This is a genomic window from Puia sp. P3 (genome assembly GCF_050632245.1).
Taxonomy (GTDB): Bacteria; Bacteroidota; Bacteroidia; order Chitinophagales; family Chitinophagaceae; genus Puia.
Window position 1 is genome coordinate 849,754 of the sequence record NZ_CP192583.1, and the last position, 17,266, is coordinate 867,019.

Consider the following 17,266-nt stretch of genomic DNA (forward strand, 5'->3'; position numbering starts at 1 on the left):
TTATTTATGCAATTGATTTGTATGGGGTTATGTTTTTAATATTTCCGTGAGGACTGGGACAGGATTGTGGCATAGCCACCATTTTTCTCCCACGGATGGAAAAAAATTCCAGCGGGGGGAATGGGGTGAATCAGCCCTGGGATGAAGCCAGTTACTGGTATCCCGGATTTTGAACCAGGTGAGAGTTGGCCAGGATCTCGGTTCTCGGAATGGGGAGAACGAGTTTGTCGTTGTCAAAGTCAAGTCCGGTGATATCTGCCCTGATCCGCCGGAGGGTGGAAAGGCGGTCGCCTTCGAAGGCAAGTTCGCGGAAACGTTCTTCGACAAAGTCGGCAGCGGCAACCGTGGTCAGTGCGGCTGCGCCGGCCCGTTGTCTGACTGTATTAATATCCGTCAGGGGCTGGGTACCCCCGGCCGGGCTGCCGGCCCGCAGGTTGCCTTCACCGCGGGTAAGGTACATTTCAGAGAGCCGGATGACGGGGATTGCCTTGAAGAATTTTACCCATTTGTTGGTATAGTCGCCGGTAAAGCCGGAATTGCTGGACCCGGGACTGACGAAGCCCAGCCGCACGTCGTTGGGGTCGTCAAAAACCCCGGAATAGAGGGGGCTGACCTGTGCGTCGCCGCGTCCGCCGGTCTCGTAGGGAGAGTAGAAGGTTGTAAGGCCGTTGTTGGCCGTGCCGGCGTTACTCTGGGTATTCTGCTGGATGGCAAAGACGTCTTCGGTCGAGTTGCCGTCGATATTGAAGGTCTTGTCGAACGTCGTGAGGGCGAAATTCTTTGACGCGATCACGGTATCGGCGTGGGCGGCGGCGTCTGCATAGCGTCCCATATTCAGGTATACGCGGGAGAGCATGGCGTGTGCGCTGTAGACGTCCGCCCGGAAATCGCTGTTGGAGGAGGGAAGCAGCGCCGCGGCGGCGGTGAGGTCTGCCACGATCTGCGAATAGGTTTGCTGGACGGTTGCCCGGGATGGCTTGCCGGCGGCGGAGGAGTCATAACTATAGGTGGGCTTCAGCACAAGAGGAAGGCCCGGGTTGGCTGCTGCGTTGCCGTCGGACCAGGGTTTGGCGAAGAGGTTTACCATCTGGAGAAAGGTCGTACCTCTTATAAACAGCGCTTCCCCTTTGTCGCCTGGCGGTCGCCGGCGTCGACCAGGTCGATCTTGTCGATGATGGTATTGCAGAGGTTGATGATGCTGTAGCCGACGCCCCAGGCGTTCTGGGCGATGATATTGTCCGCTTTAATTGTTTTATGCTGGACGGCCTGGTAGTCCTGGAAGGTGCCTATGAATACGACCTGGCTGTCGGACGCGAGGAGGTCGGGGGTGAGGATAAAGGCCTCGCCGAATGCCCCGGGCGACTGCATCTGGCTGTACGCGCCGAAGAGCAGGGCTTTTACGTCATTGGATGTCCTGATCTGGTCGGCGGTCAGGGAGTTCTGGGGGACGGTATTCAAATTTTTATTACAGGCTGTGAACAGCGCGAGGGAGATGAGGATGTATATTCTGAGTTTCATACTGATCGGAGATTAGAATTTGACGTTCAGACCAAAGGTGAATGTTCTGGGTTGCGGAATGGTATAGAAGTCCACGCCGCCCGAGGTAGATCCTGAAGGCAGGCCTGTGCCGTTGAACAGCGTGCTCACTTCGGGGTCCGATGGATACTTCGTCCAGGTCATCAGGTTGGTGGCCATGAAGTACACCCTGACTGCACTGACCTTTAGCGCCGTCGCCGCGGCTGCGGGCAGCGAATAGCCCAGCGTCAGGTTTTTCAGCCGGAGATATTTTCCGTCGTAGAGCCAGCGGGTGGAGGTACCTCCTCCGGTAGCGAAGCTGTAGCCGTCGGGTGTGATGCTGAGTCCTGCCCTGGGAACGTGCGTCTTCTGACCTGGCGTCTTCCATGCGTTGAGGATGTCGGTGGTCTGGTTGTCGAAATTGGAATTGGCAAATCCATCTGACATGTACTTACCCGCAGAGTTGAAGATCTTGTTCCCCGTGACGGCATAAAGGAAGAAAGAAAGGTCGAAACCTTTGTACGAGAAGGTATTGGTCAGGCCTGCGGTATAGTCGGGGGTATATTTCCCGACGGTGAAGAGGGCCGCGTGGCCGGTGTAGTCATTGGTCGGTTTGCCGTCTGCGTCCGCGTAGAGGGCGTCCCCGTTGGCCGGATCGACGCCGAGGTATTTTTGCATATACCAGCTGCCGATCGGCTGGCCGTCCACGGCGCGCTGCAGGCCATCGCCGGTGGTGACGACCTGGCCGCCCAGACTGCCGACCCGGTTCCTGTTATAACCAAGATTGAAGGTCGTCGTCCATTTGAACTGGCCCGTGAGATTTTGCGAGGCAACGCTTAGTTCAAATCCCGCGTTGTTCATTTTACCCAGATTTTCATAAATGGTCGTGGAAGCGGGAAGGAATTGGTAGTATCCGGTCGTGGCGGGGATCGATGTTTGCAGCAGGAGGTCGGTTGTGCGTTTATTGTAATAGTCGATCTCTCCGGTGATGCGATTTTTCCACAGGCCAAATTCCAGGCCGATATCCGCCTGAGCCGTCTTCTCCCAGCGGAGGTCGTTGCTCGCGAGTTGTCGGGGAGTGAAGCCTGGAAGGTTGGGGTAGTTGGTGACCGAGTAGAGCGACTGGTATTGGTTCTCGCCGATCTCCGAGTTGCCGGTGAGGCCGTAGCTGGCTCTCAGTTTGAGGAGGCTGACCGGACTGTGTTTCATGAAGTCTTCCTCTGATATGATCCACCCGGCGGATGCCGCGGAAACCAGCCGTAGCGACGCTGGGAGGAGAAGCGGGAGGACCCGTCGGTTCGGATACTGGCGGTAAAAAGGTATCGGTTCCTATAAGAATAATTGGCTCTCAGAAAATAAGACAGGAAAGTATAGCGGTCGCCGATGGTGGAGGCGTTGGTGATGTTGGTGGCGCCGGAAAGATTTTTTATGGCGTCGGAGGGATAGTCGCGGCCCTGGGCATTGCTTTGGCTGAGGTCGTTTTGCAGGTAGCTCATACCGATGACGGTATTTAGCCGATGATCGTCTCCGATAAGCGGGGTATAGGTGAAATAATTATTGGTATTTAAGGATGTGCTTTGGGCATTGATCGTCTGTCCCTTGCCCACTCCTGCGCCGTCTTGGCTCTCTTTTCCCCTGAACAGGAACTCGTTGAGAGAAAGGATGTCGGCGCCCAGTTCGGACCGGAAAGAAAGTACGGGCAGGATCGTTAAATTGGCATAGGCGTTGCCCATAGTACGGTAGGTAGTCTGACGATCGAAATCATAGAGCGCATCGTAAATGCCGCTTGGATAAAGGGGATTTGGGTTGGGAAGTCCCGTGGATGGGTCGGTGGCCGGCGCAAAAGGCAGTTCGGCAACCAGCTGACCAGGGTAGAGAATTCGTTGTCATTGGTTACTTTATTCAGTTGTGACCGGTCGACGGCGAGGTTGACGCCGAATACCAGCCGGTCCGTTGCATTGTGGTCGATGTTGAATCTCCCTCCATACCGCGTGAAACTGTTGTTGATCACAATTGCGTCCTGCTTATTATAGAATCCTGAGATAAAGAAACGGGTTTTGTCGCTGCCGCCGCTTGCGGAAAGATTGATCTGATGGGAAGGAGCATTCCTGTGAAAGCCCGCGGCCTGCCAGTCCGTATTGATGGCGGCATTCTGCCAGTCGGTACCCAGTGAAAAGTTATCGTACACATATTGGTAGTCATTTGCCCAGTACCATTTGACGGCCGAGTCGGCGGATGGAAAGCCGGTGATTTGGTTGTTGAAGTCGTAGGCGCCGTCTGTCTCCGACGCCTGTCTGGCGAGTGCGAGGTATTGACGGGCGTCGAGGAACCGTCGTTTTCTGGCGGGGTTGCTGATGCCGGTAGTTGTATTGAGCTCGAAGATCGTCCTGCGGCTGTTCTTTCCTTTTTGGTGGTGATCAGTACCACGCCGTTGGCTGCCCTTGCGCCGTAGATAGCGGAAGCGGAAGCATCCTTCAGGATATCAACGCTTTCGATGTCGTTGGGGTTGATATCGGTCAGCGGATTGGTCGGCTCGTTGTTGCCGTCGGACATGGTGGCGGTGGTTACGGGCAGGCCATCGACTACGAACAGTGGCTGACTGCTCGCCGAGATGGAGGAGATGCCGCGAATATTGATCTGGATGGCCTGGCCCAGCTTGCCGCTGCCGGACTGTACCACGACGCCGGGCGCCTTTCCCTGGAGGGCGGATTCAAAACTGGGGGCGGGGTAGTTCTCAACCGCTTTTGCGTCGAGCTTGCTTACCGAACCCGTGATATCCCTTTTGGCAGCCTTGCCGTATCCTACGACCACGACCTCGTTGAGGGCCTTTTGAGAGGAGGAGAGTAGTATCGTCAGGGGTTCATTTTCAGCAGACAGGGTTAGTTGCTGGTCGTCATAGCCAATATAGGAGATATTGAGAGTGGTGGTTTTTGGGGAGACGCGAAGGGAAAAGCTCCCGTCGGGTCCCGAGACGACCGTTGTCCGGGATCCCCTGGCGTTAACCGTGACTCCCGACAGAGGGGACTTATCAGCGGCATCCAATACCTTACCGTAAACCTGCCGTGACTGGGCCGAAGCCTGACACCAATGGAATAGCAGAAGCCATAGGACACAGTGGAATTTTCTCATAAGAGCGTCAGTTAACAGTGAAAATTTTGAGTCCGTGAAATTAAAAAAAACATTACGTAGAAGTCCTTTTATTTATATATAAAATTCCGTAACTTCAAAAAGCACGCTTGTCGCCATGGGATGGAAGTTCGTCATATCAGTAAGCTTGTATATCACTTTTTATTGTCCTTCTCTCTCCGCTCAACGGGTCTATTACTGTGAACCGTACAGTGATAGATTTACGATAAAGGAAGAGTTACTGGGCAAGGTAGCGGAGTATTATTGGGTAGCTTCGACCACCCGAAAACGGCTGCCGAAACACAGTACCGAACTGGCGGAAGAGAGGAATTTCGCGGTATACAATACCCGGATGAACCTGGTCAACTTCATCGGAGAGGCTTCCTCTTATCCGGGCGATCCCATCAAGGAATACCTTATTACTACCAACGATCATTTCGACCAGGTACATCTCCTGAAGAACGACCGCAAGCAGGTCGACGTTTTCCTGCAGCGCTATGAGGCCGACGGAAAGCCGACTGTCCCGGGTGTGGTCATCGGGACCTTTCCGTTTGACGAGCCAGGCAACAGCTTCATGCTCGTTCGTTCGGAGGACCGCAGCAAGCTACTCCTCGTCGGTTACGAATTTATTGCCAACTCCGCGCCCAGGATACATACGATGCTGTTCGATCAGGACTGGCAGCTGCTGGCCGAGAATGTGTACAGGCATCCCTATCTCACACAGCCGATGATACAGGACGACTATACCAGCTTTCCGCTGGAGGATTTCAACAGCGCACCCGTGAAGCTGGCCAACAACGGAGAGTGGCTGATGATGGCGCCTTCGAGGAAGGACCATAATTTCCTTTTGTTCCATTTCAGCCCGACAGACACGACGGTCAACTGGAAAGGCATTTTGCTACCCGGCACGTCCGATATGGAGGACGTTTGTTTGTCTATAGACAATGTGCACGGAGATGTAGTGGCAGGCGTCCTCTCTACCTTTCACTATTCGACGCTGAAGAACGTGCAGGTCGTGCACTACTCGATGCAGTCCCGGGCTTTCGATTTTGATTCTTCCTACCGGCTGACGACGCTTGGCGGTAAGAAGGTAAAGAACGGCAATCTGGTGAAGGAGAATTTTATGGCGGTGCCCGGCAGGGGGTTCCTGCTGATGAAGGAATACGGAAGGCCATTCGATCTGGATATGGACGACAATACCTATGACGACGGGTGGGATCCTGCGATGCTCTTTACGAGCAATGGGATCCCCGACGCGGGCTCAGCCGCCGGGCGTCTCCGCTGGCCGGCTCCGAAGTATGGGTATTCGCGTTATAAGTCGTCGGTCAATCCCCGTATCACGACAGGGGTGACCTCAGCCTGTATTATTTCCCTGCCACCAGAAAGGACAGTTCCTGGATGGGGATGATCAGTCAGGAACAGGTGACCGAGCTCAATTCGCCGAGTCTTTCCTATATGGTGGTGCCGTTGCAGGACAAGCTGTTCTTTCTCTACAATAGTTTTGTACACGGGCAGAGTATGTATGCTTCCACGACCGTGATCAACCAGCAGGGCGAGCTGGTGTCCGACGAGGGGATCCTGTTCTGGGGACTGAAGAACACGCTGAATTTTCAGCAGTCCAGACAGATGGCGCCGGACCAGATCGTCATTCCCTACGACCGGTATCTCAACGGCAGCGGGAATGTGCAGGGCAGGATCGGGTTTGCCGTCGTTCAGTTCTAAACTATTTCTTTGCCAGCCCCTGCTTCGGCTCGGAAGCTTTCATCAGTTCCACCAAATAATTGCCCCAGATGGTGGGGTTGGAGTGCGTGCCGTGACCGGAGGTCAGCTCGGTGGTGGGCAGCAGGATATATCTTCCTTTTGGTACTTTCTTTATACAGGTGTCGAGGATGCCCATTTCGGGGGGATTGCATTCGTCATCGGCGGAATTGACGGCGTAGAAGGTGCATTTGATCGTGCCCAGCCGCGGCTCGGGGTTGTAGTAGCGCGAGGCGTCCATGGCGTAGATAAAATCGTTGGCGTCCTGGCGGCGGATAAAGCCTTCGACGGCCATGTCAAAACCCTTTTCTGTCTTTTCGCGCGTTGGCGATCTCCGCTGCATCTGCCAGGGACTGCTGGTCATCCACATCATCGAGGTATAGGCGCCGCGCAGCCCTTCTGCCGGTGGCTCCGTGTATTCTCCGCCCTTCCATGCCGGGTCGTTCTTGACACACTGGATGCCGGCGTAGCGGGTCATCCGGTTACGGCCTGCTATCTCGACGGGCAGACTGGCGTTGGCCATACAGGCGTCCATGAAGTCGGGATAGGTCTCCGCCCAGACCCAGCAGTGCATAGCGCCCATCGAGGTCCCGATGATGAGGCGCAGGTGGTTGATCCCCATTTTTCGGTGAGCACCTTATAGTCCGCCTGGACCATATCATCGTAGGTATATTTCGGGAATTTCATGTGCAGGCCGTCGCTGGGCTTGCTGGACTTGCCGTGGCCGATGCCGTCGGGCAGGATGATAAAATATTTCGAGGCGTCGAGGGTCTGGCCGGGTTCGAAGAGGTGACCGCCAAAACCCTGGTTGACGAAGTTATGGCTGTTGCCGGTGGTCCCGTGCATGATATAGACGGCGTTGGCCACTTTACCGTTCTTGTCCTTTACCGGTTTGCCAAAGGTCGTGTAGTGCAGGCGGAGGGCGGGAATGGTCTCGCCGTCCTGAAATTTAAAATCTTTCAGCTCGTAGTCGACTTCGGCGGAGTCGGTGAGATTCAGGGGGGCAGAGTTCCCCCGTTGCGCTTGCGTGACCAGGTTCGCCATGCCGAGGACGGCGATGATGAAGAGTTTGATTTTCATGGAGTGAATGTATCGAATTAATCGGTCCTGCGGTAGACGGATATTAATCCGGTTTTTACGTATTTTGATGGACAAAATCAACATATGAGAAAATTATTGTTTGCGGCAATTGCCCTGGTGGTCTTTGCTTCCTGTCAGCACCCCGCCGGTCTGGTCACGGTGTCCAGCTATTTTGCGACGCAGGATTCGGGGGTGCAGAACGGGAATATCACAATGGTGCCTATCAAAACGCCAAAGGGTGTGTTCAGGGTCTGGACCAAAAGGTTTGGGCTTCATCCTACCATCAAGGTATTGCTGTTGCACGGCGGACCCGGCGGGACGCACGAGTTCTTCGAGAGTTTCGAGAACTTCCTGCCGAAGGAAGGGATCGAGTTCATCTATTATGATCAGCTGGATTCCTATTACAGCGACCAGCCCAATGACAGCAGCCTCTGGACGACGGAACATTTTGTAGAAGAGGTAGAGCAGGTGCGTCAGGCGCTGGGACTGAACAAGGACAATTTCTATTTGCTGGGGCACAGCTGGGGTGGAATTCTGGCGATGGAATATGCGTTGAAATATCAGGATAACATGAAGGGGCTGATCATCTCCAATATGATGGCGAGCATACCGGAATATGAAAAATACAATGGGGTGTTACGGTCGAAGATGCGCAGGTCGCTGGTGGATTCCCTGCAGGCGTTTGAAGCGAAGGGAATGTACAAGGACAGCGTCTATCAGTCGCTGGTCATAAAGGAATATTATAATGAGCATCTATGCCGGGTGAAACCCGAGTGGCCTGACCCGGTGATGCGGGGTTTCAAACACCTGAGCGAGGGTATCTATGTAGCTATGCAGGGGCCGAGTGAGTTCAAGACCGGCGGGCGGCTGATCAAATGGGACCGGAGCGCAGACCTCCCTAAAATAAAGGTGCCGACGCTGACCATCGGCGGAGCGTTTGACACTATGGACCCGAAGTATATGGAGTGGATGAGCAAGCAGGTACAGCATGGGTCTTATGTTTTCTGTCCGGAGGGCAGTCATTGTGATATGTGGGATGACCAGGCGCATTATTTTCCGGGGCTGATCGGTTTTCTTAAGGAAGCTGGATGCCGGTACTGCCCACTGAGGCGGGACGCCCCCGACCTCACTAAGCAAAAAATGAGGGACCCTGGCTAATATACGGGTAGGCCGGAGTTTATTAGTCATTACCTTTCCATCTTCTAAATCATATTGCAGATGAGAACATTTTGTTTGGCCATTTTACTGCTGGCGGTCGTAGCCAGCGGGATGGCGCAGTCCACAGAAAAGCCGCCGTTACACGGCAATCACTGGATGGCGGTGACGGGTAAGCCGCTGGCGGCAGAGGCCGGAGCGCAGATTTTTCAGAAGGGAGGAAATGCGATAGACGCGGCTTGCGGGATGCTGGCGGCGGTTTGTACCATGTGGGATGTACTAAGTTGGGGCGGGGAGACGCAGGCGATCATTTATAACCCGAAGACGGGGAAGGTGATTGCGATCAATGCGCTGGGCTGGGCGCCAACCGGGGCTACGCCGGCATTTTTTAAGGGGAAGGGATATGCTTTTCCACCGGAATACGGTCCGCTGGCGGCGGTGACGCCGGGGACGCCGGGCGGGCTTTGTTATATGCTGGCCGAATATGGGACGATGAGTCTGAAGGAGGTGCTGGCACCTGCGATGGAGATGGCGAAAGGCTATGCGATAGAGGCGCAGACCGCGAATAGTTTTGAGGCGCAGAAAAGGCGACTGAAGGAATGGCCATACAGCAAGGCGCTGTTCCTGCCGCATGCGGGTGAGGGCAGAGAGGCTCCGGAGGCAGGGGAAGTATTCGTGCAGAAAGACCTGCTGGAGACCCTGACGAAGATGGTGGACGCCGAGCAGGACGCGCTGAAGCATAAGAAGGGTAGGAAGGAGGCGATCATGGCTGCATTTGACCGTTTTTACAAAGGCGATATCGCGCAGGAGATCGTTCGCAGCAACCGGGAGCAGGGTGGGTTGTTCACGATGGAGGATCTGGCGCAGTGGAAGCCGATCGAAGAAGAGCCGCTGCATGTGAGCTACCGGGGTACGGAAGTTTACAAGCTGCAGCAATGGACACAGGGGCCGTCGATGCTGCAGGCGCTGAATATCCTGGAGAATTTCAACCTTAAGGATATGGGCTTTAACAGTACCCGGTACATACATACCGTCTACCAGGCGATGAATCTGGCTTTCGCGGACCGGGACTTCTACTATGGAGACCCTTATGTGACGACGGGGCAGCCGATGAAGGGGCTGCTGAGCAAGGAGTATGCCGCGGCGCGGGCCAGGCTGATCTCGTATGATAAGAACAATGCGACGGCCGCGCCTGGTGATCCTTATCCGTATGAGGGGCGCACGAATCCTTTTACGGATCTTTTGAAGCAGCGGGAGAAGATGAGTCTGCCGCCGGTGCGGGGATTTGGGGGGCCGAATACGGGTGGATCGATGAATTCTGTTGTAGGCGTTCCGGCGGGGACCTGGCTGGCGTGAACCGCGGGACCAGCAGCGTGAACCGTGACGACCTGGCCTTCGACCATACCGACCCCTCAGCGGGGACCGACGAGAACCTCTATCATGACCGTCTGTGGCGGGGTACGACGAGCATCGAGGCGGCGGACAAGGACGGCTGGGTGATCTCCGTCACTCCGAGCGGCGGGTGGAATCCGGCCTGTGTTGCGGGGCATACCGGGGTCGGAATGTCACAGCGGATGCAGAGCTTTGTGCTGGACTCGATCGTCTGTCCCTTTAACGTCGTGGCTCCGCATAAGCGGCCGCGTGTGACGCTGACGCCGAGCATGGCGCTGAGGAATGGCAAACCGTTCCTTTGTTTCAGCGTACAGGGGGGAGATACGCAGGACCAGAATCTGCTGCAGTTCTTCCTCGACGTCGTGGACTTTGGGATGACGGTGCAGGAGGCTACGGAAGCGCCGAATATCAACTCGGATCAGCTGTGGCTGTCGCTGGGTGGAGAAAGAATGGAAGACCGCAGGCCGAGGCCGGGGCATATCCTGCTGGGTAGTGTGACGCCGCCTTATGTACGAAAAAGACCTGCGGCAGTTGGGCTATACGGCGACCTATGGAGACAGGACGAGCGGGCCGATCAATGCGATAATGGTTGATGACAAACACAGCACCTTCTGGGGTGGGAGCAGTAATAACGGGGAGGATTATGGGATAGGGTGGTAGAAAATAGTAAAGGGACCTTACGGTCCCTTTTTTATGGCCACTGGCCGGATCAGGATTTGAAGGGCGCACCCTTGAAGGTTTTTTTGAATTCCAGCCAGTCTGGTATCGAGACGTGCTGTACGTATGGGTTTTCGGGGTGATTCTTTATATACTCCTGGTGGTAGCCCTCTGCGGGATAAAATCCGGTGTAGGGCAGTACCTGGTGACGATCTTCGCGTGGTATTTTTTCTGGTCACGTGTTACTTCCTCGTCGATGATCTTTTTTCGTTGTCGTTGCGGTAGAAGACGGCGGAGCGGTATTGGGTGCCTTCGTCGGGTCCCTGGCGGTTGAGTTCCGTCGGGTCCATGCTGGCGAAGAAGGCAGCGACCAGGGTGGCGTAGGATATTTTGGCGGGGTCGTAGAACACCTGTACCGTCTCGGCGTGGCCGGTGGTGCCGGTACATACCCTTTCATAGTCGGGGTGTTTGTCTGTCCCGCCGGCGTAGCCGCTGACGGCGTCGCGCACGCCTACCAGGCTCTGGAAGACGATCTCTGCGTGCCAGAAACAGCCTTCTGCGAAATAGGCGACCTGTTCGTTGGCGCCGGGTTTACTGGATTCCTTTGCGGGAATATTTACGGGTTGTGTCTGGCCGCAGGCGGCGAGGAACAGGATGCTTGCGGCGGTAAATAGAAATTGTTTCATAATTATTTAAGGGCTTTTGAAGTTGATTGGGCCGGTCTATCTGAGGGCTTTTGAAGTTGCCGGGGGCTGGCCGCCTTCCGGGACAAAGATCAGCGCCGCGGAGTTCATGCAGTAGCGTTTGCCGGTGGGGCTCGGGCCGTCGTCGAAGACGTGTCCCAGTGCGAGCCGCTCTTGCTGTCGACCACTTCCCATCTTACCATGCCGTCGCTGTTGTCCTTTACCAGGCGCACCGCGTCGGGGTTGATCGGCGCCCAAAAGCTGGGCCAGCCGGTGCGGGAGTCGAATTTCTGTTCAGAGCTAAAGACGGGTTGAAGGGAGGCTGCGGAATAATAGGTACCCTTCTGGTAGAAATGGTCGTATTTTCCGGTGAAGGCCCTTTCCGTACCTGCTGGCGCAGGATATAGTACTGGTCGGGGGTGAGCCGGGCCTTCCACTCCGTGGGGGTAAAGGCCATCGGGTATTTGGCACTGGTGTTGGCTATCGGCGGGTCGGGATATTTTTGGGACTGGGCCTGGGCGGCGAAGCTGCCCAGCGCAAAAAGAGAGATCAGTGTAAATGCTGGAAATTTCATGACGCGTTGTTTTACGTATAATAAACGAAAGATGACCCGTAAGGGTTTTGTCCAAAATGTTAAGGTATTAAACATATTCAAGATTTTTAAATTTGTAAACCGCGGGGAACCGCCGGCCGGGATCCAGGGAGTTAGTCGTGGCCGACTGAAATAACTTACAGGCATTTGCAACATTTTAACAGTATGGGCGACCCTATAGGAAATGGCAATCCATGTTCAAGAACTACCTGAAAGTCGCTTTTCGCAATCTTTGGAAAAATAAGGGCTTTTCCTTTATCAATATCATCGGTCTGGCGATCGGGATGTCGAGTGCCATCCTGATCCTGTTATGGATCCAGAACGAGGTGACCTATGACGGGTTTCACGAGAAGAAGGACAGGATCTACGAGGCCTGGAACCGGGCGGCGTTCAGCGGCGCCATGCATAGCTGGCATACCACGCCAAAGGTGCTGGCTGCTGCCATGCAGCGGGACTTTCCGGAGGTGGAGCATGCGACGAGGGTCAACTGGTCGAGCCGGCTGCTGTTCACGGTCGGCGAGAAACGACTGATGGAGCAGGGGAATATGGTGGATTCCGTCTTCCTGCAAATATTCAGTTTCCCGATGCTGCAGGGAAACCCGGCAACGGCATTGAATGACGGGCATTCCATCATACTTACGCAGGGTTTTGCCAGGACCCTTTTTGGAAGCGCCGACCCCATGGGAAAGGTGGTCAGGATCGACAACAAAGAGAATTTTACGGTGACGGGTATCCTGAAGGACCTGCCGAACAATACGCGTTTTGACTTTAAATACCTTTTACCGTGGGCTTACCTGCGGCGTCAGGGGAATGAGGACGCCAACTGGGGCAACAACAGTACGCGGACCTATGTATTGCTGAAGTCAAATGCGACCCTGGCATCGATAGAGCCCAAGATGAAGGTGATCAAGACGCGGTACGACAGCACCGAGAAACACTGGGAAATGTTCCTCTATCCCATCAGCCGGTGGCGGCTGTATTCCAATTTCAAGGGCGCCGTGGAAGACGGCGGCCTGATCGTGTTCGTTCGGTTGTTCGGAATCGTTGCCGCCTTTATCCTGCTGATCGCCTGTATCAATTTTATGAATCTGTCGACGGCCCGCAGCGAGCGACGCGCCAAAGAGGTCGGCATACGAAAAGTCGTGGGCGCGCCGCGGGGCACGCTGATCGGGCAGTTCATCGGAGAGTCGGTGCTGTTGTCCTTTATGGCGGCGATACTTGCGATAGGGATCGTGCTGCTGAGTCTCCCGGCATTCAACGAGCTGACGAAAAACACCTGTATATTCCTTTCGGGAGTGTCTGGTTCTGGGTATCGGGTATTGGATTCATTCTTTTTACCGGGCTGCTGGCGGGCAGCTATCCGGCCTTTTTCCTTTCGTCCTTCCGGCCGGTGAAGGTCCTCAAGGGGACTTTCAAGGCGGCGAATGCGCTGGTAACGCCGCGTAAGATCCTGGTTGTTCTGCAGTTCACGTTTGCCATCACCCTGATCATCTGTACCATCATCGTCTCGCAACAGATAGACTACGCGCGCAACAGGGATACCGGTTATGAGCGGGGCAGTCTGGTCTTCCATTTTATGACGGGCGATATCGAAAAGAAATACGAACTGATCCGGCAGGACCTGTTGTCGTCCGGTGCGGCTGTCGCGGTGTGTAAGACGAGCTCGCCGCTGACCGAGAGTTATAGCGATACACTGGGGTTTCAGTGGGAGGGGAAGGACCCCGGTGACAAGACGGATTTTAACTTTTTCTGCAGCGACCAGCATCTGGCGAAGACCACGGGAATACAGCTGGTGAAGGGGCGTGACTTCGATCTGCGGCAATACCCGACTGACAGCACGGCTATGATGCTGAACGAGTCGGCGGTAAAAGCGATGCATTTCAAAGAGCCGATCGGGCAGATCGTCAGGGAAGACAATACCGCCTATCACGTGGTTGGTGTCATAAAAGACTTTATCATGCAGTCGCCCTATGAGCCCATTCGGCCGATGGTGGTCATCGGGGCGAAGGGCTGGTTTTCCGTGATAAATTTCAAATTGCCCGCCAATGCGCTGACGTCGGCCAGTCTGAAAAAGGCGGAGGCCATTTTCAAACGGTACAATCCCGACTACCCGTTCGAATACCGTTTTGCCGACGCCGAATACGCGCAGAAGTTCGACGACGAGCAGCGGATCGGGACCCTGGCGGGGCTGTTTGCCGCGCTGACCGTGTTCATTTCCTGTCTGGGGCTGTTTGGGCTGGCGACCTATATGGCGGAGAACCGGATCAAGGAGATCGGCGTAAGAAAAGTCCTCGGCGCATCAGTAGCCGGCATCGCTGCCCTGTTGTCGAAAGATTTTCTAAAACTCGTACTGCTGTCCTTCGTGGTGGCGGCGCCGGTAGCCTGGCTGGCGATGCATTCCTGGCTGAAGGACTATACCTACCGGGTAGAGATCAGGTGGTGGGTATTTGCAATGGCTGCGCTGTTGTCGATGGGGGTTGCCTTGCTAACCGTGAGCTATCAGGCCGTGAAGGCGGGGCTGGCCAATCCGGCGAAGAGTTTGAGGTCCGAGTAAAATAAATTATTTAGTACTCCACCTGAACCAGCGCACACCCATCGTGGTGAAGACCAGGGTATAGCCCAGGTTGCCGAGAAGGTTCATATAATTTGTACTGGTCCAGCTGCCTGGCGTCAGGGCCGAAGCAATGAGGTTTTTTGTGGTACCATAGGGTGACCAGTCTGCGACCTTTCCCCAGACGTCTCCGAGCATTCCGAAGGAGGCGAACTGTCCGATCATGATAAAGGCGAAGAAGACGAGTCGCGTCGTGACGTTGACCATCTCCGGATTCTTTACCAGTCCCACGATCATCTGACCGAGGGCGAGGTAGACGGCGCCTCCAAGGATAGCGGCGAGAAAGGCGAAAACATAATCGGCGACCCCCAACTTGATATGGTCGATCTGGTAGCCGATATAGAAGAGCACGAGCGTCGTGATCATGATCATGACGAGCTGAACGATCAGGCGGCTCACGATGATGGTCCACCGCGGGGCCGGCGTGACGCGCAGCCGCTGGAAGATACCTTTGTCGCGGTCGCGGGCAATGGCGTTGGTATAGCCCATCAGGCCGATGGCGTTGAGGCCGACGGTGATGCAGTTGGACAGCGCGAAGGCGCCGCCAAATTTGTCGACCAGCCCTTTCCATGAGATCAGGATGATGGAGGGAATGAGGATGACCAGGAGGCTTGCGCGCCGGTTGCGCCACTGGGCGGTAAGGTCGGCCTTGAGCAGACTGGAGAGGACGGTGCCCGCCGGGGGAAGGTTGGCCAAAGGACGGTCGTTGTCAATTGGAATGGTCGTAGTAGCCGGAGTAGTAGTGGTTGACATGTCTTTTGATTATAATAGGATTATGATCGTATAGCGGTTCCTGTTAGTCCGATAAAAACGTCCTCCAGCGTGATCTTGCCCTTGCGGGAGGCGCGGATGACCTCGGGTCGGTCGCGGTTGTCGTCGATGATCGCCTGGGGGGTATCGGTGGTGATGATCTGGCCGTGGTCGATGATGGCGATGCGGTCGCAGACGGACTCCGCCTCTTCCATCGAGTGGGTGGTCAGCAGGATGGAGTGCCCCTGGCGCGCATGGCTTCTATTCTTTCCCATAGCTGGCGTCGGGACTGGGGATCGAGCCCCGTGGTGGGTTCATCCATCAGCACCAGTGGTGGTTGGTGGATGGTCGCGATCACCAGCGACACGCGTTGCTGCTGCCCGCCGGAAAGCTGCCCGAATCTTTTAGATCCGGAATCTTCCAGCTTGATGTCAGCGAGTATATCGGCGGTCCGTTCCGCGGAGAGGCCAATGCCGTGGATGCCTGCATAGAGGCGGATGATCTCCGACACGGTCAGCTCGGGCTGAAAACTCGTGGACTGGAACTGGACGCCCATCGACGCCCGGGCCTGCAGGGGGTGTTTGCGGTTGTCGTAGCCTGCAATGAAGACGGCGCCGCCGGTAGGTTTCACCAGCCCCTCAATGGCGCTGAGCGTGCTGGTCTTGCCGGCGCCGTTGGGACCGAGGAGACCGAATATCTCTCCCTGGTGTACTTCGAAGGAGACGTCCCGCACGGCCTTGAAACTGCCATAGCTGACGCTCAGATTGGCGACCCGGAGGACCGGGGGATTTTGGTTGCTGTTCATAGGACTAAGTTAATCCGTTGGACGGGAAGGCCAAAGGCAAAGGCGGCGATTTTTGGGAGATTCCCGGTAAGTGGTGGCCCCGGGGCGGTGAACGGGTGGTAGCGGCAGCGGGGAATGGCCAGCGACGTGGTGGGGGAGGGTGGGGTAGGCCAGGAGTTGAAATGAGAATGTTACCTTATCGCTAACATTGACCAATGACCGTTGCCGGGGAATGAGAACCTATAACTTAGGCGCAAATTTTTGTTATGCATAAGTTAGCAACAAGTCTTATCGCTCTGTTTTTGTCTGTAGCCTTTTGCGGTGGGCTGCACGCTCAGTCCCTGAAGAACACCGCGTGGAAATTTTATGTCGACCAGCTGCACGACTCGCTGGTCTTCCATATCGGTATGGATTCCAGCTATACTACGACGGTTACGGGTGAAGTGGTGGTCCGGTCGTTCTGCAGGATCGACAAGGATACCGTAAAGATCAAGGACTTTGAAGGGCAGTATAATTGTCCGGACGGAGAAGGTGTTTACCGGTATGTAGTGGAAGGGGATGTGCTGAGTTTTTCCTGGTCACCGATCCCTGTCCAACGCGGGCCGAAGTCTTAAATGGTGTAAAATGTAAAAAAACCCCGGCATAACCGGGGTTCTTTATTATTGCTTTTTGCGTTTACAGATTACAGGCGGGTTACAACTGTGCTCTCGGTCAGCGTCCTGTTGACTTCGAACTGACGTACGATCTCGTTGTTGGCACCCGTGCGGATGATGAACGTGGGGTGGATCTGAGCATCAGTGTTCTGGAAGAATACAGACTTGGAGAAGTGTGCATCCGAGAACTGCTGGTGGTATACTACGTCGCCGTTATCATTCTTGATGATCAGGGAGAATTTCTCAGAAGTGGGGTTCTCGAATTCTACCTTGAAGATGATGTTGTTCTCGGTAGTACCCTGGTATTTAACAGAAACCTGTTCTTCGGTTACAGAAGATGTCTTTTTGCTGTTGATGCCGCCTTCGTTTGCGCTTGCTGCGTTGCTGAAGAAAACTACGATGGCGGTGAGTGCTGCTGCGATTGATTGCTTAGTGTTCATAATATTATTCTTTTATTTTTTACGATGTTGTTAACTAAAAATGTTATAGGCGACAATCGTGTGAGTTTAC

21 protein-coding genes and 1 pseudogene are annotated in these 17,266 nt (G+C 55.0%); 8 read left to right on the forward strand and 14 right to left on the reverse strand.

The features are described 5' to 3' along the window. Positions 1–151: 151 nt before the first annotated feature. Genes ACQ86N_RS04815 through ACQ86N_RS04840 form a run of 6 tightly spaced genes read right to left on the reverse strand, consistent with a single transcriptional unit; the run spans position 152 to position 4,644 of the window. Positions 152–1,087 (reverse strand): RagB/SusD family nutrient uptake outer membrane protein, encoded by a 936-nt coding sequence (locus ACQ86N_RS04815; RefSeq protein WP_431214186.1) that lies wholly within the window; start codon positions 1,085–1,087, stop codon positions 152–154. 20 nt (positions 1,088–1,107) lie between these two features. After that, on the reverse strand, positions 1,108–1,518 hold the full coding sequence (locus ACQ86N_RS04820; protein ID WP_431214187.1) for a hypothetical protein: 411 nt from the start codon (positions 1,516–1,518) through the stop codon (positions 1,108–1,110). Between the two features lie 12 nt (positions 1,519–1,530). Continuing rightward, positions 1,531–2,724 (reverse strand): hypothetical protein, encoded by a 1,194-nt coding sequence (locus ACQ86N_RS04825; RefSeq protein ID WP_431214188.1) that lies wholly within the window; start codon positions 2,722–2,724, stop codon positions 1,531–1,533. After that, entirely contained in the window at positions 2,721–3,248 is a 528-nt protein-coding gene (locus ACQ86N_RS04830; RefSeq protein WP_431214189.1) for a hypothetical protein, read from the reverse strand. Before ACQ86N_RS04830 ends, ACQ86N_RS04825 begins: the two co-directional genes overlap by 4 nt. Continuing rightward, the gene (locus ACQ86N_RS04835) at positions 3,224–3,526 is read right to left on the reverse strand and encodes a hypothetical protein (protein WP_431214190.1); all 303 of its coding nucleotides are present in this window, start codon (positions 3,524–3,526) and stop codon (positions 3,224–3,226) included. The genes ACQ86N_RS04830 and ACQ86N_RS04835 overlap by 25 nt, the downstream gene beginning before the upstream one ends. After that, a complete protein-coding gene (locus ACQ86N_RS04840; protein WP_431214191.1) occupies positions 3,523–4,644 on the reverse strand; it encodes a TonB-dependent receptor plug domain-containing protein in 1,122 nt (373 codons plus the stop codon). The genes ACQ86N_RS04835 and ACQ86N_RS04840 overlap by 4 nt, the downstream gene beginning before the upstream one ends. Positions 4,645–4,789: 145 nt before the next feature. On the opposite strand from ACQ86N_RS04840, the gene ACQ86N_RS04845 reads away from it, so the two are divergent. Together ACQ86N_RS04845 and ACQ86N_RS04850 are read left to right on the forward strand one after the other, a co-directional pair. Beyond that, positions 4,790–6,049 (forward strand): hypothetical protein, encoded by a 1,260-nt coding sequence (locus ACQ86N_RS04845; protein WP_431214192.1) that lies wholly within the window; start codon positions 4,790–4,792, stop codon positions 6,047–6,049. Continuing rightward, a complete protein-coding gene (locus ACQ86N_RS04850; RefSeq protein ID WP_431214193.1) occupies positions 6,040–6,363 on the forward strand; it encodes a hypothetical protein in 324 nt (107 codons plus the stop codon). The genes ACQ86N_RS04845 and ACQ86N_RS04850 overlap by 10 nt, the downstream gene beginning before the upstream one ends. A gap of 1 nt (position 6,364) precedes the next feature. Here the strand turns inward: ACQ86N_RS04850 and ACQ86N_RS04855 are convergent, their stop codons facing one another. Both ACQ86N_RS04855 and ACQ86N_RS04860 read right to left on the reverse strand, forming a co-directional pair. Continuing rightward, the gene (locus tag ACQ86N_RS04855; RefSeq protein ID WP_431214194.1) at positions 6,365–6,973 is read right to left on the reverse strand and encodes a hypothetical protein; all 609 of its coding nucleotides are present in this window, start codon (positions 6,971–6,973) and stop codon (positions 6,365–6,367) included. Then, positions 6,892–7,479, reverse strand: a complete 588-nt coding sequence (locus ACQ86N_RS04860; protein ID WP_431214195.1) for a hypothetical protein — start codon at positions 7,477–7,479, stop codon at positions 6,892–6,894. Before ACQ86N_RS04860 ends, ACQ86N_RS04855 begins: the two co-directional genes overlap by 82 nt. A gap of 84 nt (positions 7,480–7,563) precedes the next feature. On the opposite strand from ACQ86N_RS04860, the gene ACQ86N_RS04865 reads away from it, so the two are divergent. The 3 genes from ACQ86N_RS04865 to ACQ86N_RS04875 all read left to right on the forward strand — a co-directional run bounded on the left by ACQ86N_RS04865 (position 7,564) and on the right by ACQ86N_RS04875 (position 10,619). Beyond that, on the forward strand, positions 7,564–8,637 hold the full coding sequence (locus tag ACQ86N_RS04865) for a proline iminopeptidase-family hydrolase (protein ID WP_431214196.1): 1,074 nt from the start codon (positions 7,564–7,566) through the stop codon (positions 8,635–8,637). 75 nt (positions 8,638–8,712) lie between these two features. Beyond that, entirely contained in the window at positions 8,713–9,990 is a 1,278-nt protein-coding gene (locus ACQ86N_RS04870; protein ID WP_431214197.1) for a gamma-glutamyltransferase family protein, read from the forward strand. Further along, the gene (locus ACQ86N_RS04875) at positions 9,987–10,619 is read left to right on the forward strand and encodes a gamma-glutamyltransferase (RefSeq protein ID WP_431214198.1); all 633 of its coding nucleotides are present in this window, start codon (positions 9,987–9,989) and stop codon (positions 10,617–10,619) included. Before ACQ86N_RS04870 ends, ACQ86N_RS04875 begins: the two co-directional genes overlap by 4 nt. A 306-nt stretch (positions 10,620–10,925) precedes the next feature. On the opposite strand, the gene msrA is transcribed toward ACQ86N_RS04875, so the two are convergent. Beyond that, the gene (gene msrA / locus ACQ86N_RS04880) at positions 10,926–11,369 is read right to left on the reverse strand and encodes a peptide-methionine (S)-S-oxide reductase MsrA (protein ID WP_431214199.1); all 444 of its coding nucleotides are present in this window, start codon (positions 11,367–11,369) and stop codon (positions 10,926–10,928) included. A 36-nt stretch (positions 11,370–11,405) separates the two neighbouring features. After that, positions 11,406–11,803, reverse strand: a pseudogene (gene msrB / locus ACQ86N_RS04885) (peptide-methionine (R)-S-oxide reductase MsrB). Positions 11,804–12,152: 349 nt separating this feature from the next. Here msrB and ACQ86N_RS04890 point away from each other — a divergent pair. Together ACQ86N_RS04890 and ACQ86N_RS04895 are read left to right on the forward strand one after the other, a co-directional pair. Further along, positions 12,153–13,352, forward strand: a complete 1,200-nt coding sequence (locus tag ACQ86N_RS04890) for an ABC transporter permease (protein ID WP_431214200.1) — start codon at positions 12,153–12,155, stop codon at positions 13,350–13,352. Then, the gene (locus ACQ86N_RS04895) at positions 13,349–14,512 is read left to right on the forward strand and encodes an ABC transporter permease (RefSeq protein ID WP_431214201.1); all 1,164 of its coding nucleotides are present in this window, start codon (positions 13,349–13,351) and stop codon (positions 14,510–14,512) included. The genes ACQ86N_RS04890 and ACQ86N_RS04895 overlap by 4 nt, the downstream gene beginning before the upstream one ends. Positions 14,513–14,518: 6 nt before the next feature. Here ACQ86N_RS04895 and ACQ86N_RS04900 read toward each other — a convergent pair whose 3' ends face one another. The 3 genes from ACQ86N_RS04900 to ACQ86N_RS04910 are packed head-to-tail and all read right to left on the reverse strand — an operon-like array spanning position 14,519 to position 16,124. Continuing rightward, complete coding sequence (locus ACQ86N_RS04900) at positions 14,519–15,322, reverse strand: ABC transporter permease (protein ID WP_431214202.1); 804 nt, start codon at positions 15,320–15,322, stop codon at positions 14,519–14,521. 20 nt (positions 15,323–15,342) lie between these two features. Then, entirely contained in the window at positions 15,343–15,594 is a 252-nt protein-coding gene (locus ACQ86N_RS04905; protein WP_431214203.1) for a hypothetical protein, read from the reverse strand. Further along, positions 15,546–16,124, reverse strand: a complete 579-nt coding sequence (locus tag ACQ86N_RS04910; protein WP_431214204.1) for an ABC transporter ATP-binding protein — start codon at positions 16,122–16,124, stop codon at positions 15,546–15,548. The genes ACQ86N_RS04905 and ACQ86N_RS04910 overlap by 49 nt, the downstream gene beginning before the upstream one ends. A 245-nt stretch (positions 16,125–16,369) precedes the next feature. Here ACQ86N_RS04910 and ACQ86N_RS04915 point away from each other — a divergent pair, with 245 nt between their 5' ends. After that, a complete protein-coding gene (locus ACQ86N_RS04915; RefSeq protein ID WP_431214205.1) occupies positions 16,370–16,717 on the forward strand; it encodes a hypothetical protein in 348 nt (115 codons plus the stop codon). Positions 16,718–16,785: 68 nt separating this feature from the next. On the opposite strand, the gene ACQ86N_RS04920 is transcribed toward ACQ86N_RS04915, so the two are convergent. Beyond that, a complete protein-coding gene (locus ACQ86N_RS04920) occupies positions 16,786–17,196 on the reverse strand; it encodes a hypothetical protein (protein ID WP_431214206.1) in 411 nt (136 codons plus the stop codon). Between the last annotated feature and the right edge of the window lie 70 nt (positions 17,197–17,266).

Excerpts from the sequence above, each read along its gene's own strand:
- ACQ86N_RS04815 (WP_431214186.1), bottom strand. The coding sequence starts at position 1,087 with ATGGTAAACCTCTTCGCCAAACCCTGGTCCGACGGCAACGCAGCAGCC.
- ACQ86N_RS04820 (WP_431214187.1), bottom strand. The coding sequence starts at position 1,518 with ATGAAACTCAGAATATACATCCTCATCTCCCTCGCGCTGTTCACAGCC.
- ACQ86N_RS04825 (WP_431214188.1), bottom strand. The coding sequence starts at position 2,724 with ATGAAACACAGTCCGGTCAGCCTCCTCAAACTGAGAGCCAGCTACGGC.
- ACQ86N_RS04830 (WP_431214189.1), bottom strand. The coding sequence starts at position 3,248 with ATGGGCAACGCCTATGCCAATTTAACGATCCTGCCCGTACTTTCTTTC.
- ACQ86N_RS04840 (WP_431214191.1), bottom strand. The coding sequence starts at position 4,644 with ATGAGAAAATTCCACTGTGTCCTATGGCTTCTGCTATTCCATTGGTGT.
- ACQ86N_RS04850 (WP_431214193.1), top strand. The coding sequence starts at position 6,040 with ATGGGGATGATCAGTCAGGAACAGGTGACCGAGCTCAATTCGCCGAGT.
- ACQ86N_RS04855 (WP_431214194.1), bottom strand. The coding sequence starts at position 6,973 with ATGCACTGCTGGGTCTGGGCGGAGACCTATCCCGACTTCATGGACGCC.
- ACQ86N_RS04860 (WP_431214195.1), bottom strand. The coding sequence starts at position 7,479 with ATGAAAATCAAACTCTTCATCATCGCCGTCCTCGGCATGGCGAACCTG.
- ACQ86N_RS04865 (WP_431214196.1), top strand. The coding sequence starts at position 7,564 with ATGAGAAAATTATTGTTTGCGGCAATTGCCCTGGTGGTCTTTGCTTCC.
- msrA (WP_431214199.1), bottom strand. The coding sequence starts at position 11,369 with ATGAAACAATTTCTATTTACCGCCGCAAGCATCCTGTTCCTCGCCGCC.
- ACQ86N_RS04890 (WP_431214200.1), top strand. The coding sequence starts at position 12,153 with ATGTTCAAGAACTACCTGAAAGTCGCTTTTCGCAATCTTTGGAAAAAT.
- ACQ86N_RS04900 (WP_431214202.1), bottom strand. The coding sequence starts at position 15,322 with ATGTCAACCACTACTACTCCGGCTACTACGACCATTCCAATTGACAAC.
- ACQ86N_RS04905 (WP_431214203.1), bottom strand. The coding sequence starts at position 15,594 with ATGGGAAAGAATAGAAGCCATGCGCGCCAGGGGCACTCCATCCTGCTG.
- ACQ86N_RS04910 (WP_431214204.1), bottom strand. The coding sequence starts at position 16,124 with ATGAACAGCAACCAAAATCCCCCGGTCCTCCGGGTCGCCAATCTGAGC.
- ACQ86N_RS04915 (WP_431214205.1), top strand. The coding sequence starts at position 16,370 with ATGCATAAGTTAGCAACAAGTCTTATCGCTCTGTTTTTGTCTGTAGCC.
- ACQ86N_RS04920 (WP_431214206.1), bottom strand. The coding sequence starts at position 17,196 with ATGAACACTAAGCAATCAATCGCAGCAGCACTCACCGCCATCGTAGTT.